Genomic DNA, 20,068 nt, shown 5'->3' with positions numbered 1-20,068 from the left:
CCGCCCGCAGTTCTACTTCCGCACGACGGACGTGACCGGCTCGATCTCCCTGCCCGAAGGCAAGGAAATGGTCATGCCGGGCGACAACGTGTCGATCACCGTCAAGCTGATCGCCCCGATCGCCATGGAAGAAGGTCTGCGCTTCGCCATCCGTGAAGGCGGTCGTACCGTCGGCGCCGGCGTCGTCGCCAAGATCATCGCCTGAGCTTTTGTGTGACGGTGGCGGGGTGCCGCGAGGTGCTCTGCCACCCTTTCCTCTTTGCGGCCGACCTTGGTGGGCCGCCCCGCTCTTTTTGAAAGACCCGTCATGCAAAAGCAAAAGATCCGCATCCGCCTGAAGGCGTTCGATTACAAGCTGATCGACCAGTCGGCCCAGGAAATCGTCGAGACCGCCAAGCGCACCGGCGCCATCGTCAAGGGCCCCGTGCCCCTGCCGACGCGCATGCAGCGCTTCGACATCCTGCGTTCGCCGCACGTCAACAAGACCTCGCGCGACCAGTTCGAGATCCGCACCCACCAGCGCCTGATGGACATCGTGGACCCGACCGACAAGACGGTTGACGCCCTGATGAAGCTCGACCTGCCGGCTGGCGTGGACGTCGAAATCAAGCTGCAGTGATGTTTCCTCCGGGATCGTCCGCTCGTCGGATGACACCCGGATGAATCTGCCCAGAAAGAGCGACCCGCGTGGTCGCTTTTTTTCGTCGGTCCCCCACCCCGCCATGAACGGTCTGCACCTCAGCGCTGAATTCCATGACTGCACCGGCGAGCCGACCTGGCTCACTGACGCAGAACGGCTGCGCACGGCCGCGATCCAGGCCGTCACCGACGCCGGACTGCAGGCGGTCGGGGCCGTGTTCCATCCGTTTCCGGCGTCACCAGCGGGCCAACCCGGTGGCGTGACCGGCGTGGTACTGCTGGCCGAGTCGCACCTGGCGCTGCACACCTGGCCGGAACTCGGGGCGGTGACGCTGGATGTCTATGTGTGCAACCGCAGCGGCGACCACTCCGCGCAGGCGCGGCAGGTGATGGCGGCAATGCGGGCACTGTTCAAACCCGGTCGCACCGAGCAGCGTGACGTCATCCGCGGTGCGGTCGCCCCAGGGCCTGTGCCACGCTGAGTCCTGCCTGCACGCCGAGCGTGTACGCCTCCTCGAACACCGAGTAGCCGGCCAGATCGGCATGCGCGATCGTCACCAGGCCGGGCAGCCGGGCCAGCGCCTGGTGGGCCGCCGACGACCGCGTCCCCGGCAGCGGCACGCGCATCGCGTGGCCATAGCGCATCAGGTCGATGCGGCGCAGCTGGTCCGGCAGATCGGGATGCAGCGGCACCAGACCACCGATCACCCGCTGCGCCCAAGGACGCCAGTCGTCGGCCAGCAGTGCGGCCCGTTCAGCGACTGGCAGCGCCACGTAGGCCGTCAACACTGTCGGGCCGGCGTGCGGGCGCATCGACTGGTGCATGGCGTCGACGTAGCCGAGCGAGGTGCCACCGTAGGACACGCTGTCCCAGGCGGGCGGCGCACCGACACGCTCTAGCAGCGCCGCGCTGAGGTGCAGATTGGCGACCAGCCACGGCGCGTGCCGAGCATCCGCCGACACCGAACGCAGCGCATCCGGCGGCGACGCCAGCAGCCGCACCGCGACGAACACCGGCAGCGCCAGCACGACCCGGTCGGCGGTCCAGCGCTCGGCCTGTCCGGCCGCCTCGTCCCAGACCAGCACCTCGACGGCGTGCCGCCCCTCCTCCACGCGCAGCGCCGTGCGGCCGGTGTGCAGCCGGTCGGTCAAAGGCGCGGCCATGCGGCGCGTCAGCCACGCATTGCCCTCGGGCCAGGTCAGCACCGGCTCGCGCTCGGCCTCCTCGTCGCCCGGCGGGTGGAAACCGTGGCGGCTGGCAAAGTAGTGCAGGCCGGCCCAGGCGGAGACGGTGGCCGCATCGGCGCCGTAGTCGTCGCGGCAGCAGTAGTCGAGGTACCAGCGCAGCCGCGGGTCGTCGAGTCCGTTTCTCGCCAGCCAGTCGGCAAAGGTGGTCGCTTCCAGCGCCGCGTGTGCGGGCGTCCACGGCGTGCGCAGCGCCGGCATCGAGAACCCGACGGCGCGCTGCGCCTGGCTGACCAGCGCCGAGAAACGCCGGTACTGCGCCAGCGTTTCGGAGCCGGGTTCGGCAGGCGGTAGCAGCCCCTCGTGCCACGCGCCCTCGAAGAACAGGCGCTCCTGCGGGCTGTGGCACAGGTGGCGCTCGTCCCAGGTCCAGCGGCCGTGCTCGACACGCGCCAGCCCGAAGTCGATCAGCAGTTCGCGCACCTCGCGGGCCGCATCGCCAGGCACCGGCAGGTAATGCGCCCCGAGCGGGCAGTCCATGCCGGCCATCCGGTGACCGCGGGCATTGCCACCCGCCTCGTCTTCCAGCTCCAGCAGGTGCACGTCGTCGATGCCCGCCCGGCCCAGCGCCCGCGCCGCCGCCAGCCCCGCCACGCCCGCGCCGATGACCAACACGCTCGCCCGCCGCTGCACCGCCGCCACCGGCAGCGCGCCGGATTTCAGCGCCCGCAGCCGGTGCCCGCGCTGCGCCGCCGCGCCAACCCAGCCGCCGGCCAGCGGCGCCTCGGCCGGGCGGCAGCCGATCAGCCCGAGCGCGGCCATCTGCGCCAGCCAGTCGCGCCGGTGCAGGTTCACTGGTGCACCCTGCCCCATTCCTCCTCGAAGACCCGCACGAGATGCTGGTTCGACAGGCGGTTCGGTTCTTCCTCGACCCGCGCCATGTCGGGCGGAAACTGCTGCAGCGCAGCCAGCCCGTCCAGCGTCAGGAAGCGCAGCCCCGGCGGCAGCGCGGTCGGCGCCCGCCACGGCCGGCGACCGGCGAGCAGGAAACCCCACTCGCCGAAGCTCGGCACATGCGCGTGGTACGGCGTGACCGTCAACCCGACCGCTTCGAGCGTGGCCGCCACGGTCCAGAAACTGCGCCGCGCGATCAGCGGCGAGGTGGTCTGCACGACGGCGTAGCCACCCGCCGAGAGGTGCTGGTCGACCACCTGGTAGAAGCTGGTGGTGTAAAGCTTGCCGATGGCGAAGTTGCTCGGGTCGGGGAAGTCGATGACGATGACGTCCCACACCGCGTCCGGACCGCGCTGCGACTCCAGCCAGGTGAAGGCATCGGCGTGGACGATGCGCAGTTTCGGCGAGGTCAGCGCGCCCGCGTTCAGCCCTTTCAGGCGCGGCTCGGTCGAGAACAGGCGTGTCATGTGCGGGTCGAGTTCGACCAGCGTGACCTGCTCGACCGAGGGGTATTTGAGGATCTCGCGCACCGCCAGCCCGTCGCCGCCACCGAGCACCAGCACGCGCTTCGGCGCCCCGTGCCCCGCCATCGCCGGGTGGACCAGCGCCTCGTGGTAGCGGTACTCGTCGCGCTCGTGGAACTGCAGATTGCCGTTCAGGAAGAGCCGCACGCCCGCCGGGCCGCCGGTGACGACGATGCGCTGGTAATCGCTGGTGGCCTTGTAGAGCACGCGGTCGCCGTAGAAGCGGTCCTCGGACCAGGTGGTGAGCCGGTCCGCGCCGGCCATGGCAGCGCCCAGCGCCAGCACCACCGCCGCACACGCGGCCGCGTAGGCCCGCCAGCGCCGCAACTCGCCGCGGAACAGCCACAGCGTCCACACCGCCACGCCCGCGTTCAGCAGCCCGAACACCAGCCCGGTGCGGATCAGCCCCAGGTGCGGCACCAGCAGCAGCGGAAACGCGAGCGCCACCACCAGCGCGCCGAGGTAGTCGAAGGTCAGCACCTGCGACACCAGATCCTTCAGGGCATAGCGCTGGCGGAACTGGCGCTGCAGGATGCGCATCACCAGCGGAATCTCCAGCCCGACCAGCGCTCCTACCAGCAGCACCAGCCCGTACAGCAGCACCCGGAACGACCCCAGCGCCGAGCCCGGCAACGCGTTGTGCGCCACGAACAGCGCCGCCGGCATCAGCCCGCCGACCAGCCCGACCAGCAGCTCGATCCCCAGGAACTGCGCCACCAGCTGACGCTCGACGAAGCGGCTCAGCCACGAGCCGACACCCATCGCGAACAGGTAGGTGCCGATGACGGTGGAGAACTGCAGGATCGAGTCGCCGAGCAGGTAACTCGCCAGCGCCCCCGCGGCCAGCTCGTAGACGAGGCCGCAGGCGGCGATCAGGAAGACCGAGGCGAGCAGCGTGACTTCGGCGGGGGAGACGCGCGATGCCGGACCGCTCGCCGGCACCTCGTCCGCGGAAGCGGGCAGGCTCACCCGTGGATCGCCGCCGCGACGATCTGCCCGATCGCGAGGAACATCGCGCCCACCACGATCGCCAACGCAACGTTCTTGTGTTCGACGATTTCCTCCCAGAGCTTGTAGGGCGTGAGCTTGTCGATGATGACGAAGCTGACCCACAGCACGACCACGCCGATCACGGCGTAGAGGATCGAGCCGAGGATGACATCGGGGCGGAGCATGTCCATGGTGTGCGCCTTTCGCTTTCGTCTTGGGGTGTCTTGCGTTACTTGTGGCCGCCACCACCACTGCTGAAGCCGCCGAAGGAGCCGCCCGAGCTGGTCGAGCGGCTGCGGCTGTTCAGACACTGCTGGTATTCGAGGCTGGCCGGGCCGAAGGTGCTGCGGATCTGGCTGCAGTTGTCGCTGCTGCAGCGGCTGATCAGCAGCACGACGAACAGCAGCAGCACCAGCAGGATGATGACACCCGCGCAGCCGAGGCCCCCTCTGCCCCCGGCCACCGGCGCCGCATCCCGCTGGAGCGCCGTGGTGGTCTTGGGATCGAGGCCGAAGGCCTTGGCGATCACCTGGGCGTCGAGCACCTCGCCCGCCGACCACGTCACCTCGCCGTTGCCGTCTGCGCCGGCGGTCTGTTCGCGGCCGAGGCGCCTGTGGCGGTGGGCGCCTTCACCGTCGTAGTCGGTGACCTGCACCACCTCGTCGCGGCGGATGCGCCAGTAGAACTCGCCGATGACGTGCACGGTCTTGGCGCGGTAGGCCCAGCGCTGCTTGTAACGGGCGCCAGCCCAGGCCGCGGTGTCGCCCTGGACGACGGGCACGCCGGTCAGCGGCTTCGCCCAGCTCCAGCCGTCCTCGCTGTCGACCAGGAAGACGAAGCCTTCGGTCGGGTGGAACAGCAGGTATTCGCGCCAGAAGGTCTGCTCGTCGCCGTCCCCCGGCGCGGGCAGATCGCAGCGCTCCAGGTAGCCGACGACTTGCCACGACAGCGGCTGTGGCGCCCCGAGCTTGAGCGTGCCGACGCTGCCGAGCGGGATCTGCGGCTCGGTGACCGCGTTCTGCGCGAAGTGCGCCAGATCCGCGCCCACGCCCTGCGAGACATCGACCACCGCCTTGCACTGGCCGCAGGTGACCGACTGCGTGCTGTCCAGCCGGATCTCCAGCGAGGCGCCGCAGCTCGGGCATTCGGTGCTGCGTCCGGCCAGCGCCTTCTCGCTCGGGCCATCGCGCAGGCCACGCAGTGCCAGATCAGCCAGCCGCACCCCGCGACCGATCGACCAGCGCGGCTGCGCGGGGTCGCTGTAGTCGAGCGTGCCGACCTCGTCGCGGCTGTTGCGCAGGTCGGCGATCAGGACGCTGCCGGTGAGCTGCGGCGGCCAGGGCAGTTCTCCCTGCGCGGCCTGCACCGTCGCGGACGTGACCGAGGCGACGTCCCAGGCGAGGCCCTCGATCTGGGCGCGCTGGCCGGGGAAGAGCGTGGCCGCCTGCGGGACGCGGTCCTTCAGCGGCGCATCGAAGGCGAAGACGTAGGCGCCGTTGTCCTCGGACAGCCAGCCGCTGCGGCCATTGGCGAAGAGCGCGTGCCACTCGTTCCAGCGGCCGTCGGCATAGGCCAGTTGCAGGCGGCCGAGCAGCGTGAAGGCCTCGCCCTGGAAGACGCCGCTGGCGCCGAGCTGCAGCGGGGAGTGGTCGTCGAACAGCTCGGCGCTCTCGCCGATGCGGCGCAGCGCGTCCCCATCGCGCACCAGCGTCGAGCGGCAGAAGCTGCACACCGCACTGACCGACGCGGCCGAGCGGAACTCGACCGTGCCGCCGCAGTTCGGACACGCAGCCCGGTAGGCGCGGTTGGCCCCGACCCCCTCGGCCATGTCAGACCAGCTTCTTGAGCAGCTCGGTCTTCTTGGCGCTGAACTCGTCCTCGGTGAGGATGCCCTTGGCCTTCAGGTCGGCGAGCTTTTCCAGCGTGGCCATGACCTCGTCGGGTTTCATCGCCACGATCGGGGCGGCCACGGGCGCGGCTGCGGCTGCGGGCGCCTGCAGACCCTGCTGCATCGCCTGCGCCATCGTCTGGCCCATCGCGAGGCCGGCGCCCAGGCCCATCGCGTCACCGGCCAGCCCACCGCCCTGCCCGGCGTTTTCGGCGAATGTCGGGATCGCCTGTCCGGTCTGGTACTGCATGAACTGGCCCATGTTCTGGCCGATCATGCCCATGCCGATCTTCTGGTCGAGGATCTTCTGCAGCTCCTCCGGCAGCGAGACGTTCTGCAGCGTCACCGTCTCCAGGCTCAGGCCGATGCGCGTGAACTCGGGCGCCACGGCCGCCTTGAGCTGCGCGGCGAACTCGGTCTGGTTGGCCGCCAGGTCCAGGAAGGGGATGCCGGACTGCGCGACCGCGTCCGAGATGTGCTGCAGCAGGAAGCCGCGCAGTTGCCCGTCGAGTTCAGCGGCGGTGTAGACCTCTCGGGTACCGGAGATCTCCTTCAGGAACAGCCGCGGATCGGCCACCCGGTAAGCACTGTTGCCAAACGCCCGCAGCCGCACCATGCCGAAGTCCTTGTCGCGGATCGTCACCGGCTGCTGCGTGCCCCAGCGCTGGTCGGTCTGCAGCCGGGTGCTGAAGAACCAGACGTCGCTCTTGAACGGCGAGGCGAACAGCTTGTCCCAGTTCTTGAGATTGGTCAGGATCGGCAGCGTCTGCGTCGTCAGCGTGTGGCGGCCGGGGCCGAAAACGTCGGCGATCTGGCCCTCGTTGACGAAGACCGCCAGTTGCGACTCGCGCACGGTCAGCACCGCGCCGTTCTGGATCTCGTTGTCGGCCATCGGGTAGCGCCAGGCCAGCACCCCGTCGCCGGACTCGGTCCACTCTAGGACATCGATGAACTGCTTCTTGATGAAGTCGAACAATCCCACAGCACGCTCCTCGTCAACAGCGCACACCCACCGTGCACACCACCTGTGCCGCACTATGGCATATCCCCTGCACCCGACAAACAGTGGCCGGCGCCACGACTCGTAACAGAAACAGATATTCAGCAATACCTTTTCCACCCTCCAGGGGAGTGGAAAACAGGCGCCACCTCGCTACAGTGAACCCCAGTAAAACATCAAAACGCCACTGAGCGGGGGAGGCCATCAATGGACAGCATCCGGGAGAGCACCAGCGCCGTGTCTCTGCAGGCCGATCTGTTCGGCAGCAGCACACAACCTGCGCAGATCGTGGAGTTGCAGATCGTCGGCGATCGGCTCCAGATCCAGGGCGCCGACTTCACCCAGCAGATCCCCGCGCACCAGGTCCGCTGGCCGCGCACGGGGGACAGCGGCGTCTGCCTGCTGGAGCTGCCCGACGGCGCACTGCTGCACTGCCGGCCCGATCCGCTGCTGCAGCAGTGGAGCGAGGCGGTACTCGCCGCGCAGACCCCCCGTCGCCGCACCCTGCGCAACACCCTCCTGGCCCTGGTGGCCACCGCACTGGTCTGGGCCGGGCTGCCGGTCGCGGCCGAGTCGCTGCTGCCGCAGGTGCCGCGCCAGATCGACCGCCATGTCGGGCAACGCCTGCTCGACCGGCTCGATGCCCTGTGGCTGCAGCCCAGCGCCCTGCCCGCACAGACCCAGCAGGCCTGGCGGCAGCGCCTGACCGATGCCGTCACCCAGGCCTGCCCCGCCGTCCAGCTGCCGTCGTGGAACCTGCAGTTCCGCCGCGGCCAGGGCGACAGCACCCGCCACGGCTCCGGCGCCATCGGTCTGCCCGGGGGCACGGTCGTGCTGCTCGACGAGCAGCTCGGTCGCGGCACGCTCCAGGCCCTCTGCGGCGAACTCGGCCAGCTGCAACAGCGCCAGGGCATGCGCACGCTGGCCCGGAACCAGCCCGTCTCGCTGCTGATGGGGGTGGCCTTCGACGACTTCAGTTCGACCGTGGCGGTGGCCTGGCCGGTGCTCGCGCAGCACCTGCCCTTCGAGGCCCTGACCGGCCCCCCCGCCAGCGCCACCGGAAACCGCATCGCCCGCCGCTGAGTGGCCGACAGGGCGCATCCTCAATCCTGAGGACGACAGCCCCGGACAAGCCGCCTAGATTCGGCGGTCTTGGTTGTATCGATTCCGATTGTCCAGACACTTCCAGGGAGCTGCCCCCATGCCCGACAAGAATGCGAGCCTCCAGCTCGCCGGCATCACCAATCTGAGCCTGCTCGCCCCGATCAAGACGGGATTCGTCGACAGCTTCGACACACTCACCCAGGTCGCCCGCCTGCAACAGGTGCTCGCCACGCTCAACGGCATCCGGCAGGCGGCGCGCGAATCGTCGATGCCGCTGTCGCCGTTTCCCGACCCGGTGGGGCGCTTCGACATCGTCCACTTCTTCCGCTTCTCGGTCGTGCCCCCGGATGCCGAGGCCCAGGCGGCCGGCTCCCTGCGCCACCGCCTGCTGCTCAGCGTGACCTTCGATGGCGGCTGGGAGCCGTACATGCGTGTCATCTGGCGCGACCTGGGCACCCTGCTCGACCTGATGCTCTGCCACTGCGAGGGCTACCCGCTCGCGCATGCCAGCAGCTGCGAGGAGTACCTGCGCTGGGTGCGCGCCAACGAGGTCAAGGGCGGCTTCTTCTACACCGAGGCCGCGACGACCGTGCTCGACCAGCGCCGGATGAAGGCCCTGGTCACCCCGCAGGGGCCGCTGCCCCCCCCGGTCTACAGCCAGACCCAGTGGCAGCAGATCGCCGAGCACCGCCTGACGGCCGCCGAGCGCCACAGCATCGGCAGCACCGCGCTGCGGGCCATCCGCACCTTCCATGCGCTGAAGAGCAGTTTCCCGGACAACCCGGCGGGCGACGAAGGCATCCTGCTGCGCGGCATGAACGACGTGCTGCGCGAGGTCCGCTCCATCGGCCTGGCGCGGCTGCTCGCCGCCGACGATGGCCTGCGCACGCTGTACCGGCCGGTGATCGAGTGGTTCGACCGGGCTGGCCAGGGCGGTGCGGTGACGCGGTCGCCCGCGTCCGCTCGGCTCGACCTGGGCAAGGTGCAGGGCGGCATCCTGAGCAGCCCGACCGACACCACCCACGGCGCCCTGGTGCTGCTGCGGGTGACCAACGCCGCCCACGCACTCGACGCCCTGGCCCACTGGCCCGTGTGCACCGAGGCGGACGCGGGGCAGCCCCTGCGCATCCGGCTCACCGTCGCGCTGACGCTGCAGGGCCTGAAGGCGCTGCATCTGCCGGCGGCCACCCTGGAACGCCTGCCGCAGGAATTCATCGAGGGCATGGACGCCCGGGCCGGCGTGCTCGGCGACCTCTACAGCCAGCACCCTGACCGCTGGCAACCACCACCCGCCCGCGGCGCCACCACCAACCCGGCGCGGCGCATTGCCCTGTCGGCGGTGCACGTGGTGGTGCAGTTGCGCGGGGCCTTCGGCGCGGGAAGCCGGCCGGTGCCACCCGGCCAGGTCCACCCGGGCCTCAGCCCCGACATCGAACGCCTGCAGGCGCCCGGCACCGGCCTGAAGGTGCTGGCCATCGAAGCGATGCAGCGCAACACCGCCGGCCCCGGCAGCACGCAGTCGAAGGAACACTTCGGCTTCCAGGACGGTTTCAGCCAGCCCGTCCTCGCCTCCGCCACACCGGCCGAGCCGCCACCGGGCACGGACCGCCCGCGCTGGTCGGACACGGTGGCCCCGGGCGAGCTGCTGCTGGGCCATCCGAACGACCGGGGCGACGCGCGCGTGCCGGCCACGCCGGATGCGCTGCTGGACAACGGCAGCTTCCTCGTGGTCCGCAAGCTGGCCCAGCAGGTGGAGCGGCTCGACCAGCTGCTCGACGCGCAGGCCCAGGCGCTGCGGGCCCTGCACGGCGCCGATGCGCCAGACGCCGCGACGCTGCGCACCCTGATGATGGGCCGCGCCCCGGACGGCACGCCGCTGGCCAGCCCACCCTGCCCCGCCGGCCGGCCGAACGATTTCAACTACGCGGCGCCAGACTCCCCGCAGCCCACCGAGCGGCTGTGCCCCTTCCAGTCGCATGTGCGGCGCGCCAATCCGCGCACACCCGCGCCCACCGGCGCGCCGATCCCGCGCATCGCCCGCCGCGGCATGTCCTACACCGACGCCTCGGGCGAGCGCGGCCTGTTCTTCATGGCCTACAACGCCAGCATCGCCGAGCAGTTCGAGGTGATCCAGCGCTGGATCAGCGGCGGCAACAGCGCGGGGCGCCTGTCCTGGCAGAGCGATCCCTTCCTGGGCGTGCCGGTGCCGGGTGTTGCGCGCACCTTCCAGTTCACCTGGCGCGACAAGCCGATGTCGATCGACCTCGGCAGCGCGCCGCTGGTCGAGCTGCGCTGGGGGCTCTACCTGTTCGTGCCCTCGGTCACCGCGCTGCGCAGCATGCGGCACTGGGTGGCGACACCCGTGCCGACACCCGCCCGGCCCACGCCCGCGCCACCGGCCCCGCCCACCGACTTCGCCACCTGGAAACGCCGCATGGAAGACGCCACGCTGCGCGAGCCGGCCTGGGCCACCGTGCGGGCACAGCCGGGCGGCGTGCTGCGCACCGACTACGGCGTGCTGGTCGGCAGCAAGGCGGCGGTGATGGAGGTGTTTCTCGATCCGCGGCAGCGCTACTCGGTGCATGGCTACGGCGAGCGCATGCGCGCCTCGGTCGGCCTGGGCTACCTCGGCCAGGACGGCGACTCCGGCCACGCCAGCACGGCGCCGGCCGTCAACGCCGCCATCGAGCAGATCCGCGAGGACCAGGCCTACGACGCGACCTACCGCCTCACCACCCAGCGGCTGCACACCCTGCGCACCGCACTCCCGGCACCCGAAGCCGCGGCTGGCGTGCCGGTCGATCTGCCGGAGCTGTGCGAGACGGTGCTGGGCCAGCTCTGCACGCTGTGGTTCGGCCTGCCGGACCCGGCGGGCGACTACATGACCGTCGGCCCGTGGAGCACGGAGTCGCGCACCACGCCGACCTGCCCCGGGCACTTCGTCTCGGCCTCGAAGTTCGTCTTCTCGCCGCGCCCCAGCGAGTCGGTGCGCCAGCATGGCCGCCACCAGGGCCGCATGCTGCGCGAGATGGTGACCGAGTTCCTGCGCCTGGCGCCGCCCGAGGCCTTCGGCCCGCTGACCCGGGACATCGTGCAGGCGCTCGGCGACGGGCAGGTCACCGCCGCCAACGCGGACCTGCTCGGCTGCACCGTCACCGGCATCATGCTGGGCTTCGGTCCGACCGTGCTGGGCAATCTGCGCAGCGTCCTCTACCGCTGGGTGAGCGACCGCAGCCTGTGGGACCTGCAGGCCGCCCTGCGCGACGCCGACGGCCCCGCGCCCCACGGCTACCTGCTCGCCAACGCCACGCTGCGCAAGCCGCTGGTCGACGCCCTGCTCGTCCGCCCGACGCCGGAAGTGGTCTGGCGCACGGCGCGCGAGGACCACACGCTGCTGGGCGTGGACATCCGCGAGGGCGACCGGCTGATCGTCGGCATCGCCTCGGCCACCCAGGCGGATCTGGCGGCGGACGTGCACGACCTCTACACCGTCTTCGGCGGCAGCCGCAACCCGCGCGACTGGCCGGGCGACACCGCGCCGCTGCACGCCTGCCCGGGCTACAGCATGGGCATGGGCGTGATGCTCGGGCTGTTCGGCGCCCTGCTGGACGCCGGCACCCTGCGCGCCACCAGTTCGCCGAACACGCTGGTGCTCAGCGGATGAGCGTGCGCAGTGCCCGGGCCTGGGCCAGGTGCCAGGGCATGTCCATCACCTCGAACGCCGTCTCGGCCGGGTCCAGGCACTGCCGGGCGCGCGCCGGAGCGTCGAAGGCCCAGGCGACCCGGGCGGCGGTCCACTGCGTCACCGCGCGTTCGTGGGCCGAGTCGCGGGCGTGGGCCACGCGCATCGCCTGCGCCAGCCCGCGCTCGGCACGGGCCTGGTCCCCCGCCACCGCGGCCGACCAGGCCATGGCACGCGCCGCCATCGCCCCACCCAGCAGGTCGCGCTGGCGCCCGCGCTGCAGTGCGCGCGCGGCGTGGTGCCGTGCTTGCGGCAGCCGGCCCATGCCGACCAGTCCATCGGTCAGCCAGCCGTGGTTGAGTGACTCGAACAGCCCGCCCTCGCGCGGTGCCAGCCACGCGGTGGCGTCGATCACGCCCTGCAGGGCGGGATCCGAGCCATCCAGCATCCACTGGGCATAGCTGCCGGCCGCCCGGCTCATCGAGAAGGAAAACAGGCTGCGCACCTGCTCGCCGATCCGGTAGGCCTCGGCCGCCGTCTGGCGCGCCTCCTCCCAGCGGCCCTGCCACAGCAGCACCGCCGCCCGCCAGCCCCGGATCGACGCGCCGACCTCGTGCACCGTGTCGCGCACGACGTCGAGCGCCTCGTCGAACAGGGCGCTCGCCTGGGCAAAGTCGCCCCGGTCGCCCTGCACCGCCGCCAGGCACGCCAGCGTGTAGGCCAGCCCGACCGCGAGCCGGTTGCCGGAGCGGTGGTAGCGCTTGATGTCGGACGCCTCGCGCAGCAGGTCGATCGCCCCCCCGTACTCGGCCGACGCCGCCAGCGCCTGCCCGAGCGTGGCGCAGATCTGCACCTCCAGCGGCCCGTCGCCGATCTGGCGCGCCAGCGCCAGCGCCCGCTCGCCGTGGATCACGCAAGTGCGCGATTCGCCCAGCGCGTAGTGCAGATAGGCCAGCCAGTAGAGCGCCTTGGCCTGCACGCTGGCATCCCCGACGGCATCCGCGAGTTCCACGGCGCGCCGGAACAGCCCCAGATCCTGCCGCGACGCGTCGAACACGCAGGCCATCCCCAGGCGCTGCGACAGGCGGATCCAGTACAGCAGCCGCTCCCGCGAGGGCGGCTGCTGGTCCAGCGCCACCAGTGCGGCGCGGTATTGCAAGCGGGCCCGGTCCAGCGACGAAGCGGCCAGCGCCTTGTCACCAGCCAGTTCCGCGAACCGTGCGGCCAGTTCGGTCTGACCGGCTGCGCCGTAGTGGTAGGCCAGCACCTCCAGCGACTCGTCGGAATCACCCGGCGGGCGGTGCTGCTGGATGGCCTGGGCGATGCGCAGGTGCATCGCGCGGCGCTCGTGCATGCCGACCGAGTCGTAGATGACGTCCCGCGTGATGCCGTGCTTGAAACGCAGGGTCTGGGCCCGCTCACCGGGGAAGATGAAGTCGAGTTCGGCCAGCGCCCGCACCAGCGGGTGGTCGCCGCCGCAGCCGGTGACGACCTCCAGCAGCCAGGTCGGCACGACATTGCCGATGACGGCCGCCGCCCGCAGCAGCTCGATCTGGCTCGCCGGCAACCGGGCCAGCCGCGACTCGATCAGGATGTCCAGCCACGCCGCGCCGCCGTGCGGACGTCCGACCGGGTGCTCGCCATCGGCCTGCGCCATCGAGTGGCACAGCTCCTCGATGAACAGCGGATTGCCGCCCGCGTAGCGCTGGATGTTGGCGGCCTCGAACGGGTCGATGCCGGGCAGCAGGTGCTGGACCGTCTGCACGGCCTCGGCATCGCTGAACGGCAGCAGCTGCAGCGCCTCGGCACCGAGCAGGTTCAGATCGGACGGCGCCAGCTCGCGGGCCGTGAGCAGCACCAGGATCGGCCGCCCCTCGATCGCCCGCACGGCGGTCAGCGCCTGGCGCGAGGCCTCGTCGGCCCACTGCCAGTCGTCCAGCGCCAGCACCAGCGGCTGCCGCGCGGCCAGCGCCGCGAACAGATCGCGCAGGGCCGCGATCAGCGCGTCGGCCACCAGCCTGCGCGGCGGGGCACCGAACACGGCGGACGGGTCTGGCAGCGACAGCGCCCGCAGCAGCACCGGGCGGTGCGGCGCCAGCGCCGGGTCCAGCTCGTCGAGCCGGCGTTCGATCTCCGCGGCCGCCAGCGCCGGCACCTGGCCGTGGCTCAGTGCGAACAGCTCGCGCAACACCTGCAGGAAGGGCTGGAAGGGTTCGGCACTCGCTGCGCTCTCGCAGTCGCCGCGCAGCACGCGGCACGCTGCAGGCACCTGGCGCGCCAGAAATTCCTCGACCAGCCGCGTCTTGCCCACGCCCGCAGCCGCCAGCACCGCCGTGCAGTGCAGCCGTCCGGGCCGCACCGCCTGGAGCCGCTGCGCCAGCAGCTCCAGCAGGTCGCCGCGACCGATGAAGGGCAGCAGACCGCGCCCGCGCCGGGCCTGCTGGCGGCCCGTTTCGCCGGCACGCCCGAGGATGCGGTAGGCCGACAGCGGCTCGGCGCGGCCCTTGACCTGCACGTACAGCAGCGGGCTGGTCTCGAAATAGCAGAACTCCGGCCCGAGCGTCTCCTCGCTGACGAGGATCTCGTCGCGGCCGGCCTCGTCCGACAGCCGGGAGGCGATGTTCGGCACCGTGCCCAGCAGCTCGAAGCGGCCCCGCACCAGATCCCCGTCGTCGATCAGCACCAGCCCGGAATGGATGCCCGAGTGCAGCGCCAGCGAGGTGCGCGCGCCCATGCCGACCTCCGGCGCCATCGCCCGCACGACGGCGTGCAGCTCCAGCACCGCCTGCGTGGCGCAGCGGGCATCGTCCTCGCCGGTCGACGGATAGCCGAAGATCGCCAGCGCCCCGTCCCCCTGGATGCGCACGACCGTGCCGCCGTGCCGGCCCAGCACCTCGGTGTAGGCATGCCGCAGGTCCGTCAGCATCGCGGCGTACCACTCCGCCTCCATTGAGGCACCCAGCCGCGTGGAGTCGCACAGGTCCGTGAACACCACCGTCAGATAGCGGCGGCGGGCTCCTCCGGGCGACTTCAGGACATCTGCACTCTGGTCATTCATGTTGTCCCAACGTTGTTTTTAGCGAGTCCGTCTTGATTATTCCGTACCGCGACGACCACACCATGTCCTCAGTTCTACGGACATGCATTGCACCCACTCGATACCCGCACATGTGAAAAAACGTAAAAATCGACGCCGGTCATTGTTCGTGATTTTTTTCACACTTCAAGGCAAAGCTGTACCTGCCATGACCCAACTTCCTGCCAATCCCTCGCCGACCTTGCTGGGTCTGCGCCCCATCCGCCCGATTCAAGCGGTACCGGCGCGGACAAACCATCATGACGCGAGAAACCCATGAACGGGACCTGTGCCTGATCCGTGCCGGGCGTGTTCGCGTCATCATGCTCGCGCCCAGCGGCCGGAAAGTTCGCTTTCGCGACATCGAATCTGGGGGCGTCTTCGGCGAGATCGCCGCCCTGGACGGCCGGCCACGCTGCGCGACCGTCCTCGTGCAGGAAGACACCCTGCTGGTGCGCCTGGCCCCGGACGCGCTCGGGCCCCTGCTGCAGCGGCACTGGCCGATGTGGTCGAAACAACTGGATGCATATCTAGACTCCGTCCCTCCATGACCCGGACGGAGCCCGCACGTGACCCAAGCGCCGACAGGTCCCCTGACTGCCGCCACCCGCATGCTGCTGGGTGCGTGGGATGCGACGCTGAACCAGTGGGGAAGCCCGACGGCCTGCAGATCTGGGTCGGATCCTCCCAGGTGCTGGACCTGCCGCGGGGCAAGGCACGTGTGCTGCTGATGTTCCTGCTGCTGCACCGGCGGCGCGCAACAACCTCAACGTCATCCGTCACCGCGGGCGAGTTCTGGCTCGATGTCGAGCAGTTCGAGCTGCAGGCGGGTCTGGGCGAGCAGGCCGACACCGCCGGCCTGCCGGCATGTGCGCCCGGTAAAATCAGCGCCCAACGCCCCCACCGCATCGAGTCCGACCATGCCCCATTCCCAGTTCACACCCCTGACCGCCCTGTCGCCGCTCGATGGCCGCTACGCCGCCAAGGTCTCCGCCCTGCGCCCGCTGCTGAGCGAGTTCGGCCTGATGCACCGCCGCGTGCAGGTCGAGATCGAGTGGTTCATCGCGCTGTCGGACGCCGGTTTCAGCGAATTCCCGGCGCTGTCCGAGGCCGCACGGGGCCTGCTGCGCTCGCTCGTCATCCACTTCAAGGAAGCCGACGCGCAGGCCATCAAGGACATCGAGAAGACCACCAACCACGACGTCAAGGCGGTCGAGTACTGGATCAAGCGCCGCATCGCCGGCCACGCCGAACTGGAGCGCATGGGCGAGTTCGTCCACTTCGCCTGCACCAGCGAGGACATCAACAACACCAGCCACGCGCTGATGCTCAAGAGCGCGCGGGACGAGGTGATGCTGCCGATGCTGGACAAGGTGATCGCGAAGATGACCGCGCAGGCGCAGCAGTTCGCCGCCGTGCCCATGCTCAGCCGCACCCACGGCCAGACCGCCAGCCCGACGACCGTCGGCAAGGAAATCGCCAACGTCGTGGCGCGCCTGAAGAACGCCCGTGCCCGCATCGCCGACGTGAAGCTGCTGGCCAAGATGAACGGCGCGGTCGGCAACTACAACGCCCACCTGTCGGCCTATCCGGAGCACGACTGGGAAGGCTTCAGCCGCGGTGTCATCGAAGGTGCGCTGGGCCTGACCTTCAACCCGTACACCATCCAGATCGAGCCGCACGACTACATGGCCGAGCTGTTCGACGCCTTCACCCGCGTCGACACGATCCTGATCGACTGGTCGCGCGACGTGTGGGGCTACATCTCGCTGGGCTTCTTCAAGCAGAAGACCAAGGAAGGTGAAGTCGGCTCGTCGACCATGCCGCACAAGGTCAACCCGATCGACTTCGAGAACGCCGAGGGCAACTTCGGCCTGGCCAGCGCGCTGCTGACCCACCTGGCGCAGAAGCTGCCGGTGAGCCGCTGGCAGCGTGACCTGACGGATTCGACCGTGCTGCGCAACATGGGCGTGGCGCTGGGCTACGCGCTGCTGGGCTACGACAGCCTGCTGCGCGGCCTGGACAAGCTGGAGCTGAACGCCGCGGCGCTGGCGAATGACCTGGACGACGCCTGGGAAGTGCTGGCCGAGCCGATCCAGACGGTGATGCGCCGCTACAGCCTGCCCGAGCCGTACGAGCAGCTCAAGAAGTTCACGCGCGGCCAGCCGATGACGGCAGAGCTGATGCGCGGCTTCGTCTCGGATCTGGACCTGCCGCAGCACGAGAAGGACCGGCTGCTGGCGATGACGCCGGGGAGCTACACGGGGATGGCGGCGGAGCTGGCGCGGCGCATCGGCGGCTGATCGGCGCTCGGCCCCCTCGTTGCGGCATCACAATCGACGTCCATGACCTCCTCGATCTTTCTGACCCGCGTGGTGCTGCGCAATTACCGGAGCATCGGGTCTTGCGATGTGCGACTCGGCGCGCTGACCTATCTGGTCGGTGCCAACGGGTCGGGCAAGAGCAACTTCCTGGATGCCATGCATCTGGTCAGAGATGCATTGACCGGCTCGCTGGACATCGCGCTGAACGAGCGAGGTGGGCTGTCCGAGGTGCGCCAGCGTTCCAGCGGACACCCGAAGAACTTCGGCATCCGGCTGGAATTCCGCCTGCGGGATGGCCAGACCGGGCACTACGCCTTCAATGTCGGCGCGCTGGCGGACCGCGGTTATGAAGTCCAGAACGAGGAATGTTCGGTCGGTGGCAAGGGCCACGGCCCCCATTTCGAGATCGAACGTGGTCGCATCAAGGCCAGCAGCGAGGCGTTCTTTCCCGCCATCACCTCGGACCGGCTTGCGTTGGTGTCGCTGTCCGGCCTGAAAGCCTTTCGTCCGGTGTTTGATGCCCTGACCGGCATGGGCTTCTACAACCTCAACCCCAAGGTGATGCGCGACCCCCAGAAACCGCAGGACGGGCGCTTGCTCAAGCCTGTCGGGGAAAACATCGCCAGCGTGATCGGTCACCTGGAGCGCACATCGCCGGACTCGCTGGCCCTGATCCAGGAGTACCTGCAGATCGTCGTGCCGATGATCGAAGGGGTCGAGCGCAAGCAGATCGGCCCGCTGGAGACGCTGGAATTCCGCCAGAACATGGCCGGCGCGAAACACCCCTGGCGCTTCACGGCACAGAACATGTCGGACGGCACATTGCGGGCGCTGGGCGTGCTGACCGCGCTGTTCCAGGGCAACCCGGACCACGCGCCCACGCTGATCGGCATCGAGGAGCCGGAAACCGCCTTGCATCCTGCAGCCAGCCGTGCCTTGCGAGATGCGCTGAACCGCGCCTCCCAACGCACCCAGATCATCGTGACCAGCCACAGCCCGGACCTGATGGACGACCCGGATCTGGACGCAGACACTGTGCGGGCCGTCGTCTCGGAAGGCAGCGAAACCCGCATCGCGCCGCTGGACACAAGCTCCAAAGATGCGATGAAGCAGCACCTGTTCTCGGCAGGAGAATTGCTACGCCTGAACCAGTTGGCGCCTGATCCGGAAAGCCTGTTGGCCCAGCAGCGCCAGGTCTCGCTGTTCGGCGAGATCGAGCCGTGACAGTCAAGGTCAGTGCCATCGTCGAAGGCGATGGCGAGGTGCTCGCCCTGCCGATCCTGCTTCGCCGGATCTGGCAATGGCAAACCCCCGACTGCCCGGTGCAGATCCTGACGCCGATCCGCGTGCCCCGGATGAGTCTGGTGAACAGGCCGCAGGAGTTCAGCCGCCATCTGCAACTGGCGGCCAGCAAATGCGGCGAGTCCGGCTGGATTCTCGTGTTGCTGGATGCGGACGACGACTGCCCGAAAGCGCTCGGCGAGCAATTGCGCGAGCGCGCACAGCAGATCGTTCCCCACCGGCCGGTGGCCGTGGTGCTGGCCAACCGCGAATACGAAGCCTGGTTCATCGCGGCGGCTGCATCGCTGGAGGGTCACCGCAGCCTGCGCATTTCGCGTGACGATGCCGAAGCAGACGCAGAACAACCGCGCAACGCCAAAGGCTGGCTGGCCCTGCGCAAGGCAGACCGCAGCGGCTACCACCCTGTCACCGACCAGCCGGCGCTCTCGGCACGCATGGATCTGCAAATGGCCTTCGATCGCAGCCGTTCCTTTCGCAAACTCTGCAGCGACTGGGTCGCCAAGACACGCCTTTTCTGCCCGGCCGACTGACTCGCACACCACTTCCGCACTCCCGCACCATGACCTTCACCACCCAGCTCGCCCGCGCCACCCAGCAGAACCACTCCCTCCTCTGCGTCGGCCTCGACCCCGAGCCAATGAAGTTCCCCGGCGCCTGGGCCGGTGACGCGTCGAAGATCTACGATTTCTGCGCCGCCATCGTGGACGCGACCAAGGACCTCGTCTGCGCGTTCAAGCCGCAGATCGCCTACTTCGCCGCACACCGCGCCGAGGACCAGCTCGAACAGTTGATGGCGCACATGAAGGCGGTCGCGCCCGACGTGCCCGTCATCCTCGACGCCAAGCGCGGCGACATCGGCTCGACCGCCGAGCAGTACGCCCGCGAGGCCTTCGTGCGTTACCGGGCGGACGCGGTCACGCTGTCGCCGTTCATGGGCCGCGACACGATCGAGCCGTTCCTGGCCTACGCCGACAAGGGCGTGATCCTGCTGTGCCGCACCTCCAACCCCGGCGGCAACGACTGGCAGATGCAGCGCCTGGCCGATGTGCCGGGCCAGCCGCGGCTGTTCGAGCACCTCGCGCACCTCGCGCAGACCGAATGGAACAGCACCGGCCAGATCGGGCTGGTCGTCGGCGCCACCTTCCCGGCCGAGATCGCCCGCGTGCGCGCCATCGCCCCGACGCTGCCGCTGCTGATCCCTGGCGTCGGTGCGCAGGGCGGTGATGCGGAGTCGACGGTGAAGGCCGGCCTGACCGCGGCGGGCACCATCGTCGTCAACAGCTCGCGCGCCGTGCTCTACGCCAGTCGCGGCGAGGACTTCGCCGAAGCGGCCCGCCGCGTCGCCATCGCCACCCGCGACCAGCTGAACGCGGCCCGCGGCTGACCCTGTCTTCTCTGCT

General features: G+C 69.9%; 16 protein-coding genes and 1 pseudogene. 10 read left to right on the top strand and 7 right to left on the bottom strand.

The window, feature by feature from the left end; translation table 11 throughout:
* The 3 genes and pseudogenes from tuf to speD form a co-directional block, all read left to right on the top strand.
* Positions 1-205 (top strand): annotated as a pseudogene (tuf, locus tag AABN02_RS20820) (elongation factor Tu); the annotation flags it as partial.
* Between the two features lie 102 nt (positions 206-307).
* Entirely contained in the window at positions 308-619 is a 312-nt protein-coding gene (gene rpsJ, locus AABN02_RS20815) for a 30S ribosomal protein S10 (RefSeq protein ID WP_110401797.1), read from the top strand.
* Positions 620-722: 103 nt separating this feature from the next.
* On the top strand, positions 723-1,121 hold the full coding sequence (speD, locus tag AABN02_RS20810; RefSeq protein ID WP_338416824.1) for an adenosylmethionine decarboxylase: 399 nt from the start codon (positions 723-725) through the stop codon (positions 1,119-1,121).
* Here the strand turns inward: speD and AABN02_RS20805 are convergent.
* The 5 genes from AABN02_RS20805 to AABN02_RS20785 are packed head-to-tail and all read right to left on the bottom strand — an operon-like array spanning position 1,081 to position 7,162.
* Positions 1,081-2,679, bottom strand: coding sequence for an FAD-dependent oxidoreductase (locus AABN02_RS20805; RefSeq protein ID WP_338416823.1), 1,599 nt, complete (start codon positions 2,677-2,679; stop codon positions 1,081-1,083). The genes speD and AABN02_RS20805 overlap by 41 nt on opposite strands.
* Positions 2,676-4,265: a polyamine aminopropyltransferase gene (locus AABN02_RS20800; protein WP_338416827.1), complete on the bottom strand. Its 1,590-nt coding sequence runs from the start codon at positions 4,263-4,265 to the stop codon at positions 2,676-2,678. Before AABN02_RS20800 ends, AABN02_RS20805 begins: the two co-directional genes overlap by 4 nt.
* Before the next feature lie 2 nt (positions 4,266-4,267).
* Positions 4,268-4,483, bottom strand: a complete 216-nt coding sequence (locus AABN02_RS20795; RefSeq protein ID WP_338416822.1) for a DUF350 domain-containing protein — start codon at positions 4,481-4,483, stop codon at positions 4,268-4,270.
* Positions 4,484-4,521: 38 nt separating this feature from the next.
* Entirely contained in the window at positions 4,522-6,120 is a 1,599-nt protein-coding gene (locus AABN02_RS20790) for a DUF4178 domain-containing protein (RefSeq protein WP_338416821.1), read from the bottom strand.
* A 1-nt stretch (position 6,121) separates the two neighbouring features.
* The gene (locus AABN02_RS20785) at positions 6,122-7,162 is read right to left on the bottom strand and encodes an SPFH domain-containing protein (protein WP_338416820.1); all 1,041 of its coding nucleotides are present in this window, start codon (positions 7,160-7,162) and stop codon (positions 6,122-6,124) included.
* A 225-nt stretch (positions 7,163-7,387) separates the two neighbouring features.
* Here AABN02_RS20785 and AABN02_RS20780 point away from each other — a divergent pair, with 225 nt between their 5' ends.
* Positions 7,388-8,263 carry a hypothetical protein gene (locus AABN02_RS20780; protein ID WP_338416819.1) on the top strand — a complete coding sequence of 292 codons (876 nt, stop codon included), beginning with the start codon at positions 7,388-7,390 and terminating at the stop codon, positions 8,261-8,263.
* A 118-nt stretch (positions 8,264-8,381) separates the two neighbouring features.
* Complete coding sequence (locus AABN02_RS20775) at positions 8,382-11,948, top strand: hypothetical protein (RefSeq protein ID WP_338416818.1); 3,567 nt, start codon at positions 8,382-8,384, stop codon at positions 11,946-11,948.
* Here AABN02_RS20775 and AABN02_RS20770 read toward each other — a convergent pair.
* Complete coding sequence (locus AABN02_RS20770; RefSeq protein ID WP_338416817.1) at positions 11,938-15,024, bottom strand: AAA family ATPase; 3,087 nt, start codon at positions 15,022-15,024, stop codon at positions 11,938-11,940. The genes AABN02_RS20775 and AABN02_RS20770 overlap by 11 nt on opposite strands.
* A 200-nt stretch (positions 15,025-15,224) precedes the next feature.
* On the opposite strand from AABN02_RS20770, the gene AABN02_RS20765 reads away from it, so the two are divergent.
* Positions 15,225-15,593 (top strand): cyclic nucleotide-binding domain-containing protein, encoded by a 369-nt coding sequence (locus AABN02_RS20765; protein ID WP_338416826.1) that lies wholly within the window; start codon positions 15,225-15,227, stop codon positions 15,591-15,593.
* 221 nt (positions 15,594-15,814) lie between these two features.
* On the opposite strand, the gene AABN02_RS20760 is transcribed toward AABN02_RS20765, so the two are convergent.
* Positions 15,815-15,964 carry a hypothetical protein gene (locus AABN02_RS20760; protein WP_338416816.1) on the bottom strand — a complete coding sequence of 50 codons (150 nt, stop codon included), beginning with the start codon at positions 15,962-15,964 and terminating at the stop codon, positions 15,815-15,817.
* Here AABN02_RS20760 and purB point away from each other — a divergent pair.
* Genes purB through pyrF form a run of 4 tightly spaced genes read left to right on the top strand, consistent with a single transcriptional unit; the run spans position 15,963 to position 20,052 of the window.
* Positions 15,963-17,345, top strand: coding sequence for an adenylosuccinate lyase (gene purB, locus AABN02_RS20755; protein ID WP_338416815.1), 1,383 nt, complete (start codon positions 15,963-15,965; stop codon positions 17,343-17,345). The two genes, AABN02_RS20760 and purB, sit on opposite strands and share 2 nt — an antisense overlap.
* Before the next feature lie 42 nt (positions 17,346-17,387).
* Positions 17,388-18,590, top strand: a complete 1,203-nt coding sequence (locus AABN02_RS20750) for an AAA family ATPase (protein WP_338416814.1) — start codon at positions 17,388-17,390, stop codon at positions 18,588-18,590.
* Positions 18,587-19,198 carry a DUF4276 family protein gene (locus AABN02_RS20745; protein ID WP_338416813.1) on the top strand — a complete coding sequence of 204 codons (612 nt, stop codon included), beginning with the start codon at positions 18,587-18,589 and terminating at the stop codon, positions 19,196-19,198. The genes AABN02_RS20750 and AABN02_RS20745 overlap by 4 nt, the downstream gene beginning before the upstream one ends.
* 29 nt (positions 19,199-19,227) lie before the next feature.
* The gene (gene pyrF / locus AABN02_RS20740) at positions 19,228-20,052 is read left to right on the top strand and encodes an orotidine-5'-phosphate decarboxylase (RefSeq protein WP_338416812.1); all 825 of its coding nucleotides are present in this window, start codon (positions 19,228-19,230) and stop codon (positions 20,050-20,052) included.
* Positions 20,053-20,068: the final 16 nt, after the last annotated feature.

The organism is uncultured Sphaerotilus sp., from assembly GCF_963924895.1.
Taxonomy (GTDB): Bacteria; Pseudomonadota; Gammaproteobacteria; order Burkholderiales; family Burkholderiaceae_C; genus Sphaerotilus.
Note: the sequence above shows the minus strand (reverse complement) of the source record. Positions and strands in the feature narration are given on the sequence as shown.